Origin of the sequence: Flectobacillus rivi, from assembly GCF_030056655.1 — a bacterium.
Classification (GTDB): domain Bacteria; phylum Bacteroidota; class Bacteroidia; order Cytophagales; family Spirosomataceae; genus Flectobacillus; species Flectobacillus rivi.
In genome coordinates this window covers 143,236-161,117 of record NZ_JASHIE010000017.1, presented here as the reverse complement: position 1 = coordinate 161,117, position 17,882 = coordinate 143,236, and the positions used below count along the sequence as shown (strand labels likewise).

Below are 17,882 nucleotides of genomic sequence, written 5' to 3'. Positions count from 1 at the left end.
CTAATTTATTTTCTAATTACTGCTCCGATTTCTTTCTCGAATCCAGCCATTAAACGCTCCATTGTTTTGTCAATTACTTTATCTGTCAATGTTTGTTCATTGTCTTGTAAGATAAAGCTTACCGAGTAAGACTTTTTACCCTCGCCCAAGTTTTCGCCTTGATATACATCGAATACGTTGATTTGGCGCAACAAGTTCTTCTCATACTGTTTTGCCAATTTCTGGATTTGGTCAAACGTAACTTCTTTATCTAATACTAGCGAAAGGTCACGACGAACTTCAGGGAATTTAGACAATTCAGTAAATACCACGTTTTCTTTGTATTGTTTGAACAAATAGTCCCAATCCAAATCAGCATAGAATACCGCTTGTTTTACGTCGGCTGCCTTCGCCAATTTTGCTTTTACCAAACCAAGACTAACACATTCTTTTTTGTTGATAACATAGTTCAAGCCATATTCAAAAGTAGCAGAACCTTCGATTGGTCTTGTTTGGAAATCTTTAAAACCTAGACTTTTCAACAATTTAGTAACTACATTCGCCAAAGTGTGGAAAGAAATCTTTTCAGATTTTGCCTGCCAAGTCTCTGCCGAAATATTACCTGTTATGTAAATCGCTAAATGGCGTTTTTCTACGTATTTGTCGTTTACTTTATGATAAGTTTTCCCGAAATCAAACAATTTCAAATCCTTCTGGCGACGGTTGATATTGTGAGCCAATACTTCCAAACCTGAGAAAACCATTGATTGACGCATAACCGCCAAATCTTCTGATAACTTGTTTAGAATTTCAACATTCTCACCTTGTAAATCACTTTGAATCAAAGCAGCATAAGAAGGCTTTGTCAAAGAGTTGGTAATGATTTCAGAGAATCCACTCCCAGCTAATCCTGTAGCAATTTTCCATTGTAATTTATCACGGTCTTTTGCAGGGAAATCGGAAAGATAGTCTGTTCCTAAATTTTCTGAAAGTTCAATATTGTTGAAACCGTACACACGTAAAATCTCTTCAATAATATCTGCTTCACGCGTAACATCAACACGGTATGGAGGAACAATCGCTGTAAAACCAGCTTCAGTTTCTTCGGTGATTTGAATATCTAACGATACCAAAATAGACTTGATAAGCTCTTTTTCTAATTGTTTACCAATCAATCTATCAATATTTCTGTACGTTACAGGTACTACAAAATCTTGAATTGGAGTTGGATAAAAATCTGAAACTTCGGAAGCAATCACACCGCCTGCTAATTCTTGAATCAACAAGGCTGCATATTTTAAAGCATATAGTTTAGCATTTGGATCAGTACCACGCTCAAAACGGAAAGAAGCATCCGTTTTTAATCCATGACGTTGTGCTGTTTTACGAACAGAAGCAGGATCAAAATACGCTACCTCCAAATATACACGAGTTGTTTCGTCTTTGATACCCGAAGTAGCACCACCAAACACACCCGCAATACCCATTGGTTCTTCAGCATTACAAACCATCAAATCTGTTTCGCCTAAAGTACGCTCAACTTCATCAAGTGTGGTAAACTTAGTCCCTGCTGGTAAAGTTTTTACCAATACTTTTTGACCTTTGATAGCACTCCAATCATAAGCGTGCATGGGTTGTCCCAAACCATGACAAATGAAATTGGTAATATCAACGATGTTATTGATAGGACGCAAACCGATGGTAATCAACGCATTTTGTAACCATTCTGGTGAAGGTTTTACCGAAACGCCATCGATAGTTACACCACAGAAACGTGGACAAGCCTGTGCATCTTCCACAACAAGCTCGATTGGGAAATTTGTATTGTCTACTTTGAAAGCCTCCACTGATGGCAAGGTAATCTCACGACCCGTAGCAGCTTTAATATCACGAGCTACACCCCAGTGAGATGCAGCATCGGCACGGTTTGGTGTCAAACCGATTTCAATCATATAATCTGCCTCAAGGTTGAAGTATTTGGTGGCAGGTGTACCATTTGGCAAATCTGTATCCAATACCAAAATACCATCATGCGAAGATCCGATACCAATTTCGTCTTCTGCACAAATCATCCCTTCAGACAAATGTCCGTAAGTTTTTTTACTAGAAATAGCAAACACAGGTTTTCCTTCTTTGTCATAAAGCGTTGTTCCAACTGTTGCTACAATCACTTTTTGACCAGCGTCAACATTGGCTGCTCCACAAACGATTTGTGAGGGAGTTTCTTGTCCAACATCTACTGTAGTAAGGCTCAATTGCTTTTCTTTCACCATAAATCGTTCGCAAGTAAGTACTTCGCCAACAACAAAGCCTTGTAACCCACCTGGGATAGAATCGTGACGCTCGATGCCCTCTACCTCCAAACCAGTACCTGTCAACATTTGGTCTAGCTCTTCGGGAGATTCATTAATTTCGATGAACTGTTTAAGCCAATTAAGTGAAATTTTCATTGTGTATAAAATTAGATAATACCTTGCTAGTGCAATCTTGTTTACTCAAGTATTGGGAAAGTGCTTTAGCACCTGAGTAATGATATTATGAGTTGTTGTTTTTCCGTATTTGTAATTGAGAGCGCAAAGTTACAAGTTTTACGCTTTTTGTACTTGCTTGATTAAAACAAAAACTCCGTAAGTCCTTGAAAAACTTACGGAGTTGGTCATTAAGGGATTATTCAGGGGTTTTTATAACTTCAAAACCATCTGCGCTCGGTCGGCTTTTGAGATTTTTTTGTAAAAATCTATTAATTCAGCGAAGTCATTGGCCTTATATTTTCCATTATTGCGTGTAAACTTACGAGTCAACAACAACTTAGTACCTTGTAATTGGTACTTTACTTGGAAGGTTCCAAATTTTGAGGTGAAGCTTACATCAGTTGGCAACGCCTCCACAGCCTGATAAGTTGGTAGTTGAATTTCTATCTCGTCATTATAGGAGATATTATTAAATAGCTCAACATCCATTGTGCGAGGCTCAGAGCCTGATGATGGTACACCATCTTCTTTGTAAAAAATGGATGGAGTCACAAATAATCTCGATCCACTTGGGGAGGTTAATTTCTTCAAGTCCGCATCAAAAGCAATTTGAACACTTGGTATTTTATCTCTATTTTCTTGTAATGCAATTTTACTCAAATGTGCATTGCCCAAATAAAAGCTCTTTAAAAGAGAGGTCGTTGTCTTTTCCTGATTATTTTCATGAATTAAACCAACGACATCGTCATAGAAGATACCTTTGAAATTAGCATCAATTTTTGCCTTTGCTGAACCATCAGCACCTAATTCCATTTTGACTTTTCGGCTAACTTGATTGTCTTTTGCAGACAAAGCAGGTGTTTTGACCAATACGCCTCCAGTAGGTGTAGCCAAAAGAGTATGACGGTTGGCAGTAAAATTGGATAAATACCCAAAAGGATTCGTCTGAGAAGTACATTCAAGCCAAATGGTATCTTTGGGCATAGGCACACACAAAATCACGTGGTTGAATTGTTGTGCTGGAAAGTCCGTCAGAATATCGGCGGTCGCTTCCCCTGCTTTTATCGAAGCATAATGCGACTCGACACCAATAGTTTTCAACATAGCTTTTGTAAAAAAACTTAGTGCCTTACAGTCTCCATATCCTTTTTCGGCTACTAAAGATGCCTCGAAAGGTTGTAAGCCACCAATACCCAGCTGAATACTGATATATCGGGTATGCTGTTGTAAATATTCATATACCTTTTTGACCTTAGCCTCTTGTGATGTTTCTCCCTTGACCAGTGTCTGGATTTCATTCACTACTCTAGGAGGTAGCGTTTCTCTTCCTTTGTTGAGCAAATTATCAAACTCTCCAACTTTTTGCCAAGAAGAAAAATCACCTTTGTATCCATCCATTTCAAAAGTAGCAGGAGCTGTCCAAACACCCGGGCCACGCTCAGACCAAGCAGGAGCATAAGGCTCATGTGCCTTAATCGGGAGATTGCTAACTTTCCATTTATACACCGTATTAGCACCATTCTGAGATTTTTCGACCGATGCCACGCCATTGATTTCCTTATATCGTAATTGCATATTGGCAGGCATCTCTATTTGTAAGCTACTGGCTTGTACTGACACATCGTCGGTATCATCACCAGGGAACCATGATTCATAGTAAGCCATTCTCTTATCGGACACTTCGTAGGAATACTCTACCGTAAATGGAAAGTTCGCATAGTTGAATTGTACCGATTTATAACGATAATCATCGAAGAGATTGGTTTCTGATACGTTACCTATGTCGTTTATTTCCTCTTTTTTGAGCTTACGAAGCTTATTGCCTGCAGCATCGTAAAGTACGCCTTCGAGGTCGGTTACTTTCGAAAGTTTGTTGTAATCGATATAGAGATGCCCATATTTGAGCCCTTCTTCATCAAGAATTGTAATAACTGTATGTTTTTTTCTAGTTAAAAAACCTTCATTTTTTACAATTAATAGATTTTCGTCTGTACGAATTACTGCGTGAGCCTTTTCCTTTAATTTATCAGGAATACCTTGTACATTCCAAACAACTGTTTGAGCTGCAATAGGATAAGCAAAGCACATTAGTAATAAAACTTTTAGCAATCGTGTAGTAAACATCATAGTATTATTTTTTTTGAAGAACAATCATTTGGTTGTGTTTAGCCACAATATGGTCATAAAGGGAACGAATAGCCTGATATTCGTCGGCACTATAAATAGATTTTTTGAGTAATATTTGGCTTGTAACGTTGATCTCTTTTCCTGCGGGGTCTTGTGTTACAGAGAAATAGAATCTTCCTCCATCCTGCGGCAAAGCTGCCCGAATACCCTTGGGAAGTTCGGCAATGCTATATCCCTCAGGAATAATGTATTTGCAAGTAATAACTTCTTCGGTTGGATAGGTAAAGTCAACAGGAAATGAACGGTCGGCATTAGGAAAAGGATGCTCGGTTGTACCTTCATAAGGAATTGTTTTGAGGTATATTTTTCCATTAACTTTATTATATCCTTCAGTATTTTTACCAGTTATCATAATCACGGGTTGGCTCCCAGCATCAGCATTAATGAACCCTTCGAGTTCTATCTTAGGTTTGTCGATACTTGAAAACCCATTACGTAATTTTTCGATAAATTTTTCTTTCCCTAGTGTATTGTATTGCGAACGATAATCAATAGCTTGGTAACCTACTCCTGTGTATGAAATTTGACTTTCCAGCTCTGGTTCGTTGGGACTAAACGTAAATTCCATGTTAATTTTCGTACCACTTTTCTCTGAAGTTTGAATAGGTATCCATTGAGATTTGTTATAAATCAACAGGCGTCCTTCGCCAACCATACAATACTCTGGCAATAGCCCCCATTGAAGATTTTTGTCAGTAACATCCAACAGTACGTTTTGTCCATTAATATTTACCTGTGCCAAGGTATAATTGAATCTCGAAATCATAGGATAATCCTTCCAAATTCGACCATGGTCACGAGTGCTAATAACCACAGGCTTGGCAGCTATGCCAACCTGACGGAGCAATGAGATGAGTAATAAATTAAGCTCTGAACTAGAACCCGTTTTGCGATTGAATACCTCTTTGAGTGAACTTTGAGTAAACAAGCGCTTATTTCCATCCCATGTAAAATTACTTTGAACGTATTTGTACACCTCTTTGGCAAGCTCAAGGGTATCTGTTTTCTGACTTTTTAGACTTTGAGCAACAGCATCAAATGCTGATATTTTGCCTATTCGACCACCAAAATCATCATCCATGAGTAATTGTTTATCAAAGTCAGGCCAGTCCATCGATAGCTTTTTGGCAGTATCCATTCCTCGTACAATATATTCGGCTAATTCGAAGTGAAGTTTACGAGTGAAATCATCTAAATTAGCAACATACTTTTCTTGTTTCATGGCAGGAATGTCGACCATTAGCCATCTACAAGATCTAAAATTATCAGAGGTATTACATTTTTCTTCCGAAAGTTTTCCTTCACAATATTGCATCAACATTCGATAGGCAAAATTGGTTGGACTTCCAAAAGTATATTCACTACGCTCGCAAGGAATGTCTGTTTGAAAATCCCAATCTTTGGGTTTGAAAGGAAAAGGAGAGCGTATCACATAGGAATATTCTATAATGGAGCCCTCTTTTACTTTGGGCAAGGTAAAACTTACTTTATCGAAGGACTTACTGTATTTAGTTTTAAAAATATCCTTTGCTTCAAGCTCATCAATTTCGATGACGTCTTTATTAAAATTATACGTTCTGCCTTTTACCTCCTCTGCAAGTTCAATATCCTGCTGATTGCTGTCGATATATAGGTAGAGAGCCTTAGTAGCACGTTCAAAAGCACTTTTTTTCAAGATTTTAATTCTTATAAAATGCTGATAGGCGATTTCATATCCACCTTCTGAATTTTGATACACCCAGCCATTTCCATAATTGGTCATGATATAAGCCTCAGCGGAAGAGTCTTTGGGATAAACTTTTTTAATCAGGTCTTCAACTGTAACTTGTGGAAACTTAGGCAAGTCTTGTTGGGCATTGGCCATAAAAGCCATTGAAAGCATTAGTAGTAAAATAGTTACTTTTTTCATTAGTGTTAAGGTTTATTTGGGTTGTTCAGGAAAGAATATGTTTGATGAGAATCAATTTTGATATTACAGAAAGGACATTTCGAGAGTAGCATAAACTCGTATCGCAGAAAACTCATAGTTTTCCCACTTTTTAATAGCCAAATTGGTCGTCTTTTCAAGAGAAAAGACGACCTCAAAATAGCAGCAATGACGTTTTCAAATTTTTGGATCGTTACATCTATTACTTCTTCTTCAACACAATCTGTTGGAGGTTACGTTGTTCTATCAAATCAAAGACTTGTCTCAAATCATGATATTCCTCCGCATAGAAATACGTTTTCTTAACAAATAGCTTGTTCATAAAAGCAATCTGATTCCCATTGGCAAATATTTGATATGTATAATTGACCATTTTGTCGGGCGTAACAGCTTTTACTGATTTGGGCAATTCTTCTACCACATAGCCCTCAGGAAGATTGATCATAATGGTAGAAAGGTCGTCCTGCAAATACCCAAAGTTGACAGGAAACTTGCGGTCTTTATTGTGAAAAGGGTTTTCGGTATCGATTAAGCCAAAGCTAGGTTTGATATACATACGCTCGCCAAGGATATTGACAGCTTCTGATACTTCGGCATCAATAGAAATAGTAAAAGCATCTTCATATTTGCTCTGACCTGTCACTTTAAAGGATTTGATTTGAAGGTTGGGATATTCCTTTTTCAGGTATTCACCTAAAGCTTTTTCACCTTCCTTCTGATAGACTTTACGCATAGCCATAGCTGCATACCCTTGAAAAAGTAAATCTCCCTTTATCTCAGCATCGCCATTGGCTTTTACGGTGACCAATACGCTTTGAGCGGCAGTATATTTTTCTTTCGGGGTAATTTCAACCCATTCTCCAGTACCCGAAGCTACGATTCTTCCTTGCTGATTAAGACAACGAAATGGCACGCTACCTGCTTTACACATAGGATCGGTGGCATCTAATAACAACCATTGCTGATTAGGCATCAAAACGCCAGCTACCACATAATTAAAGCGCTTTTCCAACACCTGTGTCTCATTGACCATACCATGATTACGAGTACTCAAAATCAGGGGTTGGGCTTCGTATTTGAGTTCTTTCAAAATAGCTACTAGCAAAAGATTTAAGTCTGCGGAGTTTCCTAGCTTACTTTCCAATACCTTTTTACGAGTATTCGAGCCATACATACTTGCATCACCGTTCCAAAGTACTGCTTTTTGAACGTAATCAAGCACTTTGTTTAAATGCGCCAAAGTATCTGAATCTGTCCGTTTTAGGAAAGGTACAATATCTCTAACGGTGCCATCAGGTTTGGCAAGTTTACCAAACGAGTCATAGCCCAATAATGCTGCATCCAAATTTTCCCAAGTCAATGAAAAGTTTTTACTAATGCCATTGGGTGGTACATACGCCGCGATTTCGAACTGTATCTTAGCTGTAAAGTCTTCTATGGTAGTTGTGTAAGGCTCTTCTTTGATAGCAGGGGCATCTTTTACGGCTAAATGATATTCCGTACTTGCATAACTAGACCCTTCAAGCATGAGGCTCGATTGCTCTTGTTTGGAAATGACAAAAGGCTCATACCCTTGCGTATGTAATCTAAACATATAGAAATTAGGAGCATTTACCCAATACTCGCTCCAAAGCGTAGGAATCGAATGCTGAAAACGCCACGTAGGAATTTCGGTATCATAGTTGGATTGGATTTGATACGTAAACTCAACTACGCTACCTTCCTGAACATTGGGTAGCGTAAACTTGTGAGAAGTAAAGTTTTTGTCAGATTTGTTCTCAAAAATGGCTGTTTTTTCCAATTTGTCAACCTGAACTTTACCACCCACCAAACGGTACGTTGCCCCTTTGATTCCTGAAATAGATTCTTGATTTCCCCCTCTTGTTATTGTCTCGAAGGTAGCCCAATCATAACCAGATTTTTTTAAAATCTTGATACGGCGATGGTGGGTAAACATGGTCTTTAGACCAGAAGAATAGTAGGCATAAGTCAAGGTTGCATAGTCACAAAGAATCACTGCTGATGCAGAAGAGTCAATCGAGTAAACTTTGGCTTCGAGGTCTGATGTGGGAATATCACCAAATTTGATCGGTGATTTCTGAGCCAAAAGGCCGTTAAAACTGAAGATTAAAGCAATTAGCAATACCTTAAACTTAAGTGCAGAAAAATAATTCATTTTGTATGAAAAGTTAGTTTATTATTTCAATTTTAGAGAAAATAAAAAACTTCAGCAACAATTTATATAGAAATATTTACTATTTCTGATTAAGAGGCTTTTAGCGCTATTTATCAAAAATATTTTTGCTTATTTTATATACTTTTTTTTAGATTTTTTACAGATTAAAAAATACCCTAACGTTTAATATTTAAACGCTTCTGGAGTGTTTATTCTATTGATTATTAAAGTATGTTTGTAACAGTCTTCATTTGATTGTATTTCTCTAAATCTAGTTCCAACTCAATAGTTTCACCATGCGTACAATTGTTGTTCCTCCTTCAAAAACCTTCAAAGATGCGGCCATAAAAGCCTCGATATCTATCTTTATTTTTATTGTGGTGTATATCACCTTGTTTCTCCTTGCACTTGGCTTAACAGCGGTACTTAGTACACTTGGAGTAAGTATAATGGCGCTAAAGGTGAGTATCTGGACCATACTTTTGGGAGCTGGCATCATTAGCGTTGGGATATTGGTCTTGATTTTTCTGGTAAAATTTGTATTCAGTAAAAACAAAACGAATCTCGATGGCTATACCGAAATTACGAGAACCGACCAGCCGCAACTCTTTGCACTCATCGACGAAATTGTCATGCAAGTAGGTACGAGCTTTCCTAAAAAAGTATATCTCACCGCCGATGTCAATGCTTCAGTATTTTATGACTCAAACTTTTTGAGTATGTTTCTACCGATTAAAAAGAATCTCCAAATCGGTATTGGACTGATGAATAGCCTGACCCAAGATGAACTCAAAGCGGTGCTTGCACACGAATTTGGGCATTTTTCTCAAAAATCCATGAAAATTGGTAGCTATGTCTATTATGCCAATCAGGTCATTCACAACCTTTTATTTCAGAATGATTCGTTTGGGTCTTTGATTGACAAATGGGCTAATCTTCATTGGATTATTACCTTGGGGGTGCGTGTGGCGATTTATATCATTATTGGTATTCAGAAAATTCTTCAGTTTTTCTACAAACTTATCAATCTAAATTACCTCAAACTTTCGCGCGAAATGGAGTTTCATGCCGATGCCATTGCTGCTCACGTGGCAGGATCAGATGCACTGGCAAATGCTCTTTTAAGAATCGACTTGGCGAATACTGCCTATTATACGGTTTTGAACTTTTATGAAAAAAATATCAGTAAAGCACAGATTACTAGCAATATTTATCCACAGCAAAGTTGGATAATGAAATCTATTGCCGAAATCAATGATGTCCCACTAAATCGTGATTTACCACAAGTAACCTTGGAAAAGTTTGATAAAATCAGCCAATCCAAACTCGTTGTTGAAGACAAATGGGCTACTCACCCAAGCATGAATGAAAGAGTGCAACATCTTCACAAACTCAATATTCACCAACAACAAGCGCATCAGGATTTAGCGATTCGTTTATTACAAAACCCACAAGATATACTGCAACACCAAACAGCACAATTATTTGCGTTGGTACAATATGATAAAGCCACAGAGGTGGTGAGTTATGAACAATTTGTGGATAAAATACAGGAAGAAAAAACGCATAATAGCTATGCACCCGCATATAAAGGATATTTTGATTGGCGCCACCCTGCTCCAATAGAAGAAGCTTTGAAAAATGTAGATATTGAGCCAGAAAGTCTATTTTCGTCTGAGATATTCGAAAAGTTAGAGGCTGTAACTATTTTGAATAATGATATCAACACACTTCAGCAACTGATTGCGTCGCCAGAGATACCAGATTTTATTGAATATGACAATAAAAGAGTAACACAATCGGAGATAAATAACCTACTCGAAGAGCTACAAAAAGCCTTAGAAACTGGTACAAAAACCTTATTTGAACATGAACAAAGGGTTTCAGCGCTTAGTTTTCAACGTGCCACGGCGCAGGGGCAAGGACAACAATATGAAGCAGCATTATCATTACTTCTAGAAACCCAACAGCTACATGAGCAAAATTATGAGTTAGTTCAACAAATATATGGTGCCTTACAGTTTACTCATGTGAATACACCATTTGAGGAAATCATAACGTATTTCGAAGATTTTCTACCAATTGAAAAACAGCTTAAATCAGCCCTTCAACACTTACTCGAAGTCGAGCGTTGGCAGGCATATTGGGAAGCAGAAGACCGAGTATCATGTCAAACGTTTTTGGATGGAACTTTTGTGTATTTCAGCAATCCCGAATATGACACAAAAGCGCTGAATAGTCTTTTTACGGCTATACAAATCTTTGAAAAAATGGAATGGAAGGTATTTTTTGAAGAAAAACGAAGCTTTTTGCAAGAGCAATTGCCATGGTTGGAAAATGAACTAAAATGAAAGTAATAAATGGTGTACGAAGGATTTAATTGTTATATCGTATTTCTGATTGCGGAGTTGGGATTTTTGAGATTAGATTTAAACTAGCTCAATTTACCCAACTCCGCAATCAGACAAATCCTTTGTACAGCCCTATTATTATTTAACTTTTTCGATAAACTCTACTTCTATAATACTCAAATTCCCTTTAGCATTGGCATCGTTTCTGGCAATACCATCGTCGAGTTTTTTACCACCCATTTCTACGCCAATTTGTGAATCGTCTTTTCCAGAATTTTCATTCATTAATTGAATCGTAATGACTTTTCCTTTGGTTGGCTTGCAAAGCGCTTTGAAATAACCTAATGACTTTTCGGTATTTCCCTCAAACACAATTTTGTCATCAACCAAAATACGGAGCGGATACACTTTGGTTCGGAAGTTATTGAGTTTAATATTTACCTCATCGAGTGTCGAAGGAGCTTTAAGTGTATATTTTATCCAAGCTGTATTGATTTTTCCATCATTGATCCAATCGCTCAACTCGTTATCATCGATACTTGCTTGGGCTTTTTCTTGATTAGCGCCAGCTACAATATCGGCAATCTCAAGCGATTTTCGAGTAGCTGTAAAAGAAGGACTCTGTGGTGTTTCGCCTCTTGTCAACAATGGTTTTAACCCATCAGAAGGCCATTGTTCATTCAAGCCTGCATTGATTTTTACGGGAGTCGTTTCAAAATTCAACTCAGCACTTTTTAATCCTTCGGCATTTGCGGTAAGTTGAACTTTCCCTGCTTTTGTGGTCGAGCGAATTAATACCCGATTGACACCACATTCTACAGGTAGACTTTTGGCTAAAATATAGTTATCTGGTCCTTGAGCAATTCCTCCACGCCATTCGGCTTCGCCAGTCAAAGTAAAATGAACCATATTTAAAGCCGTTGGGCAGCGATTTCCATCTTTGTCTACAACTTCTACTTGAGCCAGAATTACATCTGCGCCATCAGCACGAAAACCTGTCGGGTTGCCACGACTTGTCAAACGAAGTGCTACTGGCACTCCAGCAGTTTTGATTTCGTCTTGTGCCAAAACTTTGCCTTTAGCATCGTAAGTTACTGCTTTGATGCTTCCAGCTTGCCAAGTAATATTCTTGAAAGTAAATAAGAAATTACTGCTACGAACACCAAAGCCTTGTGATTTACCGTTGACAAATAGTTCTGTTTTTTCACCCGATGCCACCACATTGATATCTTTTACAGTGCCAGTCTGGTAATTCCAATGACCAATAATATGTACTCGAAATTTCTCGGTATCGACCCAACCATCCCACATTACTTGATGGGCATAAAAACCATCTTTCTCAACTCGTAGCGCATCTACTTCGCCACTTCTACGATAATTTTCGGCGCCTCTAAAATGGGTATTTGAATCTGAAAAAATGATATTCACGCCACCCGAACTCACTCTTTTACCTGTGCCAGGTCTTTCTCTCCAGTAATCATACCAGCGCATTACGTCTTCGATCGCGTGGGTATCTTGGTTACGGTTGTATTCACGCGCTGAAGCACCCTTATACAAAGGGCCATCACCATCTTTGTGAAAAGGAGGCGTAAATTCATCCCAATATTTTCGTAATCCTTCATCACGAGAATATTCCATCGACCACATCGGAATATGGGCACTTTTGTTGATATACAACATTTCGCCCCCATATTCCGAAATTTTACTATCAAGCATCTCCCTTGATCCTATGGCACGCCCCCCAAATGAGTCGTATTGCGTTTTCAAGGCTTTCATTTCAGCGATATGATTCTCGGAAATAGATTCGTTACCAGATTCATAGAAAAAGATACTCGGCGCATTACGATTATAAATAATGGCATCGCGCATCACCTGTGTGCGTTGTGTCCAGCGTATACCTTCCACGTCTTTTTCGGCATCGCCTGCTGGCATTGCCTGAATCAAGCCAACTCTATCGCAGGATTCTATATCCTGTTTCCAAGGTGTAATGTGCATCCATCTTACCAAATTGGCGTTACTTTCCACCATCAAGCCATTGCTGTAGTCGCTCAACCAAGGCGGTACCGACAAGCCCAAGGCTGGCCATTCGTTGCTAGTTCGTTGGGCGTACCCTTTCATCATGAGTACTCGGTCGTTGAGGTACACCATTCCATCTTTGTATTCGACCTTACGAAAGCCTGTTTTGGTAGGCAGCTCATCTACGATTTTCCCATTTACTTTCAAACGACTTGTTACGGTGTACAAGTACCCGTAGCCCCAACTCCAAAAGTGTAGGTCGCTTAATGGTGCATTTGCAGATAAAGTTTTTGTTTCGGTAGGTTGAAGAGTCTGGGGATTTCCTGTAAAAGTTTTTACGATTTTTCCGTCTAAATCCTTTATCTCGACTTCTAATGAAACTGTTTTAGGCTCAGAAAATTCGTTTTTCACTTCTGATTCTACTACCACTGTGGCCTTTTTACCTTTGATGTCGAAGTTTTTAGCATAAACATAGGTTCCAGAAGTTTGTAAAAAGGAATATAAGGGCAAAGTTTGGTACAATTTGTCGGTAATATGTAACCAGACATTTTTGGACAAACCACCATAGTTTGCATTAAAATTCTTGTCGCTCCACTGATAACGAGAGTTTGTAGCTTTTTCACGATAATCCCAAGCGTTGTCCGTTCGAACAGCAATCACATTTTCGCCATCGTATTTGATCCACGGGCTTATGTCAAAACCAAAAGCCATAATGCCATTTTCATGGATACCGACATACTGACCATTGAGATACACTTCGCCAGCTTGGCGAACGCCCTCAAATTCGATAAAGATTTTTTTGCCTTGTGTGTTTTTGGGTAAAACAAAATGTTTGCGATACCAAGCAATACCTGTAGGGTGCTGATCGATAGAAACCTTAAAGGCGGCATCCTCATTCCAAGCGTGTGGCAGTGTGACGGCTTTCCAATCTGTATCGTTGAAATCAGGCGCTTCTGCACCTTTGGCGTCTCCCACAAAAAGTTTCCAAGAAGGGTTAAAATTGTATTTGGCTCGTGTGTTTTGTCCCCAAATTGGCAAAACAAAACATAGCAGTAAAAAGCCTAAAAGTGACTTTTTAGGTAATAGAGAGGAAGACATTGGCATAATTTATCTTGTTTGAATAAAGCTATAATCCTCAGAATCAGCCATTCGGCAATTCTAAATAGATTTCAGGTTTGTTCATACAAAGACAATTAAGCTTTTCTTTTACTCAATACTTTTATGCCTGATGTGAAGATGGATTGGGAAAAGAGATGGTAAATTCTGTACCGATATTTTCCTCACTTTTTACCGAAATACTAGCACCATTAAGATCAGCAAACTGTTTGACAAGACTTAAACCTATCCCTAGCCCCTTTTCATATTTGGTTCCATACGTTGATATCCCTTTACCTGTCATCGTAAATAATTGTGAGAGTTTTTCTGGTGACATTCCAATTCCATTATCTTTTACAGAAACCACAATCGCACTCGAACTTTGTTGATAAGTAATAGTGACAGTACCTTCGGCTTTGGTAAATTTGATGGCATTGGCTACAAGATTCTGAAAAAGGATATGTACTTGGTCTGGGTCGGCATAAATATATACAGGCTCAGTATACTCGTGTGTAAGCAAGATTTGTTTGTTTTCGGCAGTATTACTAAACACCTCTATAATCTGTTCCATTTTTTGACTCAAACAGAACTCTTGCTTTTGGGTTTTTAGACCTTCTTTTTGACTATTTGCCCAAGTCAGCAAATGGTCTATCATTTCGGAGGTGGCACTTACCTGTTCATAGATTTTATCTAAAATCATTTCCTTTTCAGCTTCACCCAAATAGCCTGTTTTAAACATTCTAAAACTTGCTAAAATGGTAGCAAAAGGCGAGCGCAAATCATGACCTATAATCGAAAAAAGCTTATTTTTTGTTCTATTTGACTCCAAAAGCTCTGCATTCTGTTTTTCAATCAAGTGGCTTTGGGCTAAAATCTGTTCAGATTTTTCCTGAATATCATTGTATAAGCGCTGTTTTTTACGCGTATTCCAAATATTTAATCCTAAAATAATAAATAAAGATGCCGAAACCGAAGCGATTAATATCATCAGCATTTGGCTATTAGCGGCCTTTTGCTGTACTACCTGATTTTTACGCATCAGAGCATCATTTTCGGCCTGCTTACGCTTGAGGGATAAGCTCGTTAACTCTATTTCTGTTTTTTCGTTAGAAAGACTATCACTATACTGTTTTTCTAACGTTTGATATCTGTAGGCTAATGCATCTTTTCCTGCAGCGTGATAAGCTTCATGAAGTACCTTAAGCGCCATGTGGATATCCCAAAGCGTATTGGTTTTTTGGGCCAGTTCTAAACCTTTATGGGCATACGAAACGGCATCGTTGTACTTCTTTTTTGAGTAAAAACATTTGGCTAAACCTGTGTAGGCAAAGCTATTCTCCCAATCATTCTGATACTTTGGATTCTTAATGACAGACGTATAATAAAAAACAGCTTCCTCTGAACGACCTTTCGAACAATAGAACTCCCCTAAACGATTGTTACTCATCGCAATAAGATGCTCATCATTATTTTTGATAGCAAGTTTTTTGGATAACTGAATATAGTAATAAGTACTATCTGACTGCTTGAGTTCTTTACTTGCCAGAGCTAAATTGAAGTAGTTTGCTGCTAACCGTTGGGTATTATTGAGCTTTTTATTCAGACTAATAGCGGTGTATAGTTCTTTTTTTGCTGGAATATATTTCTTTTGAGCAAGATAAATAAGCGCCAGAAGATTAGTCATACTAGCTTTACCATCCAAATCATGAATGTAGTCACTGATGGCTGAAGATTTTAGAAGATATCTTAACGAAAGTTCATAATCACATTTGACATAATAATATCGAGCAAGATTGGCAAGAGCCGTTGTTTGCCCTTTATCATATTTGATTTTTTCAGCAAGAATAAAGGCAGTATTTGAGAGTTTTATCGTATTTGCTGATGCTCTTTGCATGTATTCATAGCCTATCGAATTTAGTAATTTAACAGCATTTGAATCTGGTGCTTGAGTAATACGAACAGAATCCCTTTTCCACACCAAAAGTAAGCTATCTAGCTTTTTTTGTTGTGAAAAAATTAAGTATGGATTTAAAAAGACGGTTATCAGTATTAATCGTAAAAACATCAGTTAGTACTTAGAGTATTGTAAACTCGGAATCAAAAGTAAGTTACAGAGTTTTTCCGAAAACACAAGCATTATTAAGCAGTCAAAATTCTTCATTTTTATTTTTTCACCTTTTTTAACGAAGAATAAACCAATTATATGAGCAAAATAAAACATTAAAAATAAAATAGAATACGAACGCCTTTTAATAAGATTCATTTTTTATCATAAAATAGGGCTTAAAAAATTATTTCTAAGCCCTATTTCTTATACATTACTGCCCTAAATGTTCTACTTTTTGCCTCCTCGGAATGGTCAGTAAGGTTTTCTGTCGTCCATCGATATAGTGTACTTTTCCATTGATAAAAAGTCCCTGTTCTTCTAACATTACACGTACCTCTTTATTACCCCATTCAGGTATTTTTACCTTGGCATTTAGTTCGACAGCATAGGCTGTATTCTCATTAATGGAGTACTCTCCCGTGCCAGGCACACCACCCTGCATATCCCACATACCAATGGCAGGACCAGCTGCGTGTCCATGATACCCCACTGGGTGCGAATAAATCTGAGCAACCACACCATCTTGTTCGGCTTTGCGTAAGGATAATGCCAAGATTTGGTTCCCTGTCATTCCCACCTTAAAAAAGCCAGTCATGATATCCTGTAGTCTATTGCCAGCTGAAAACGCTTTGTTCAAATAATCGGGTACTTGTTTTTCGTCTGGACGCAACACATACGCCATTTCTTGAACATCGGTATTAAGACGCAAATACGTAATCCCAAAATCACAATGCAATAAATCACCCGGCATAATCACCTCCACGTCGGGGCGACGGTCATACGGCCAGTTGACTTTGTCTGGGTCGGGGCGTTGAATGTCTACCGTTGGGTGAAACCATGTATCAAGCTTCAAGTCTGCCACTCGCTCACGCAAATACCACACCACATCGTCGGTGGTAGTAACGCCAGGGATAATAACTTTTTCAGAAAATGCCTCTGCAATGATTTGATGAGTGATTCTGTCTAACATTTCGTATAAAGCAATTTCGCGCGGCGTACGAGTTTCGAGCCAGCCTACACAGAGGCGTTCGGCAGAAGTGACTTTATTTTTGTATTCAGCAGGCATATTGCTCATCAAAGCTTCATGTTCCGAATGGCTCAAACCATCGGCATGTGCGTATTGCTCTGACACGTCCAATGCGATTTTCTTAGGCTTTCTTTCTTCGATGATTTGAATAAGGCGTTTCCATTGATTCGCTTCTTTTTCGGGTTGCCAAGCCGATTTAAAAATGGTGCCTACATTGTAACGAGCCACAGCCAAAGCCTCAAGACCTTGTGATTCGCCTTTGTCATAAATAACCAAAATTGTACGGCGACGAGCATTGAGCCAAGTGGATGGCAACATGGTTTTGATAACAGGATCTTCGTTGTATTCTCTGGCAATGATGACCCACATATCAATTCCATTTTTGCGCATCAGATTAGGCAATACGCTTTTAAAACGTTCATCAAGCAATTCATCTTGTAATACAGCACGTTCTTTCAGCGGTAAAATTTTAGGAACTTCTTGGGAAAAGGCAGGAGCAATACCAAGCAGTATTGCCAGTAATAGGACAATTTTTCTCATGATAGT

At 38.3% G+C, this 17,882-nt stretch carries 8 protein-coding genes; 1 reads left to right on the top strand and 7 read right to left on the bottom strand.

The genetic code is table 11. The features are described 5' to 3' along the window. Nucleotides 1-5 precede the first annotated feature (5 nt). From pheT to QM481_RS21425, 4 genes are all read right to left on the bottom strand, one after another. A complete protein-coding gene (gene pheT, locus QM481_RS21440) occupies nt 6-2,429 on the bottom strand; it encodes a phenylalanine--tRNA ligase subunit beta (protein ID WP_283383264.1) in 2,424 nt (807 codons plus the stop codon). A gap of 231 nt (nt 2,430-2,660) precedes the next feature. Then, nucleotides 2,661-4,577, bottom strand: coding sequence for a DUF3857 domain-containing transglutaminase family protein (locus QM481_RS21435; protein WP_283383263.1), 1,917 nt, complete (start codon nt 4,575-4,577; stop codon nt 2,661-2,663). Nucleotides 4,578-4,581: 4 nt separating this feature from the next. Then, a complete protein-coding gene (locus QM481_RS21430; RefSeq protein WP_283383262.1) occupies nt 4,582-6,546 on the bottom strand; it encodes a DUF3858 domain-containing protein in 1,965 nt (654 codons plus the stop codon). 220 nt (nt 6,547-6,766) lie between these two features. Further along, complete coding sequence (locus tag QM481_RS21425) at nt 6,767-8,740, bottom strand: DUF3858 domain-containing protein (RefSeq protein ID WP_283383261.1); 1,974 nt, start codon at nt 8,738-8,740, stop codon at nt 6,767-6,769. Between the two features lie 296 nt (nt 8,741-9,036). On the opposite strand from QM481_RS21425, the gene QM481_RS21420 reads away from it, so the two are divergent. Continuing rightward, nucleotides 9,037-11,091: a M48 family metalloprotease gene (locus QM481_RS21420; RefSeq protein WP_283383259.1), complete on the top strand. Its 2,055-nt coding sequence runs from the start codon at nt 9,037-9,039 to the stop codon at nt 11,089-11,091. Nucleotides 11,092-11,229: 138 nt separating this feature from the next. Here the strand turns inward: QM481_RS21420 and QM481_RS21415 are convergent, their stop codons facing one another. The 3 genes from QM481_RS21415 to QM481_RS21405 form a co-directional block, all read right to left on the bottom strand. Then, the gene (locus QM481_RS21415; RefSeq protein WP_283383258.1) at nt 11,230-14,205 is read right to left on the bottom strand and encodes a glycoside hydrolase family 2 protein; all 2,976 of its coding nucleotides are present in this window, start codon (nt 14,203-14,205) and stop codon (nt 11,230-11,232) included. Between the two features lie 121 nt (nt 14,206-14,326). Beyond that, nucleotides 14,327-16,096 carry a tetratricopeptide repeat-containing sensor histidine kinase gene (locus QM481_RS21410; RefSeq protein ID WP_283383257.1) on the bottom strand — a complete coding sequence of 590 codons (1,770 nt, stop codon included), beginning with the start codon at nt 16,094-16,096 and terminating at the stop codon, nt 14,327-14,329. Nucleotides 16,097-16,520: 424 nt separating this feature from the next. Beyond that, on the bottom strand, nt 16,521-17,876 hold the full coding sequence (locus QM481_RS21405; protein WP_166550362.1) for a M24 family metallopeptidase: 1,356 nt from the start codon (nt 17,874-17,876) through the stop codon (nt 16,521-16,523). Between the last annotated feature and the right edge of the window lie 6 nt (nt 17,877-17,882).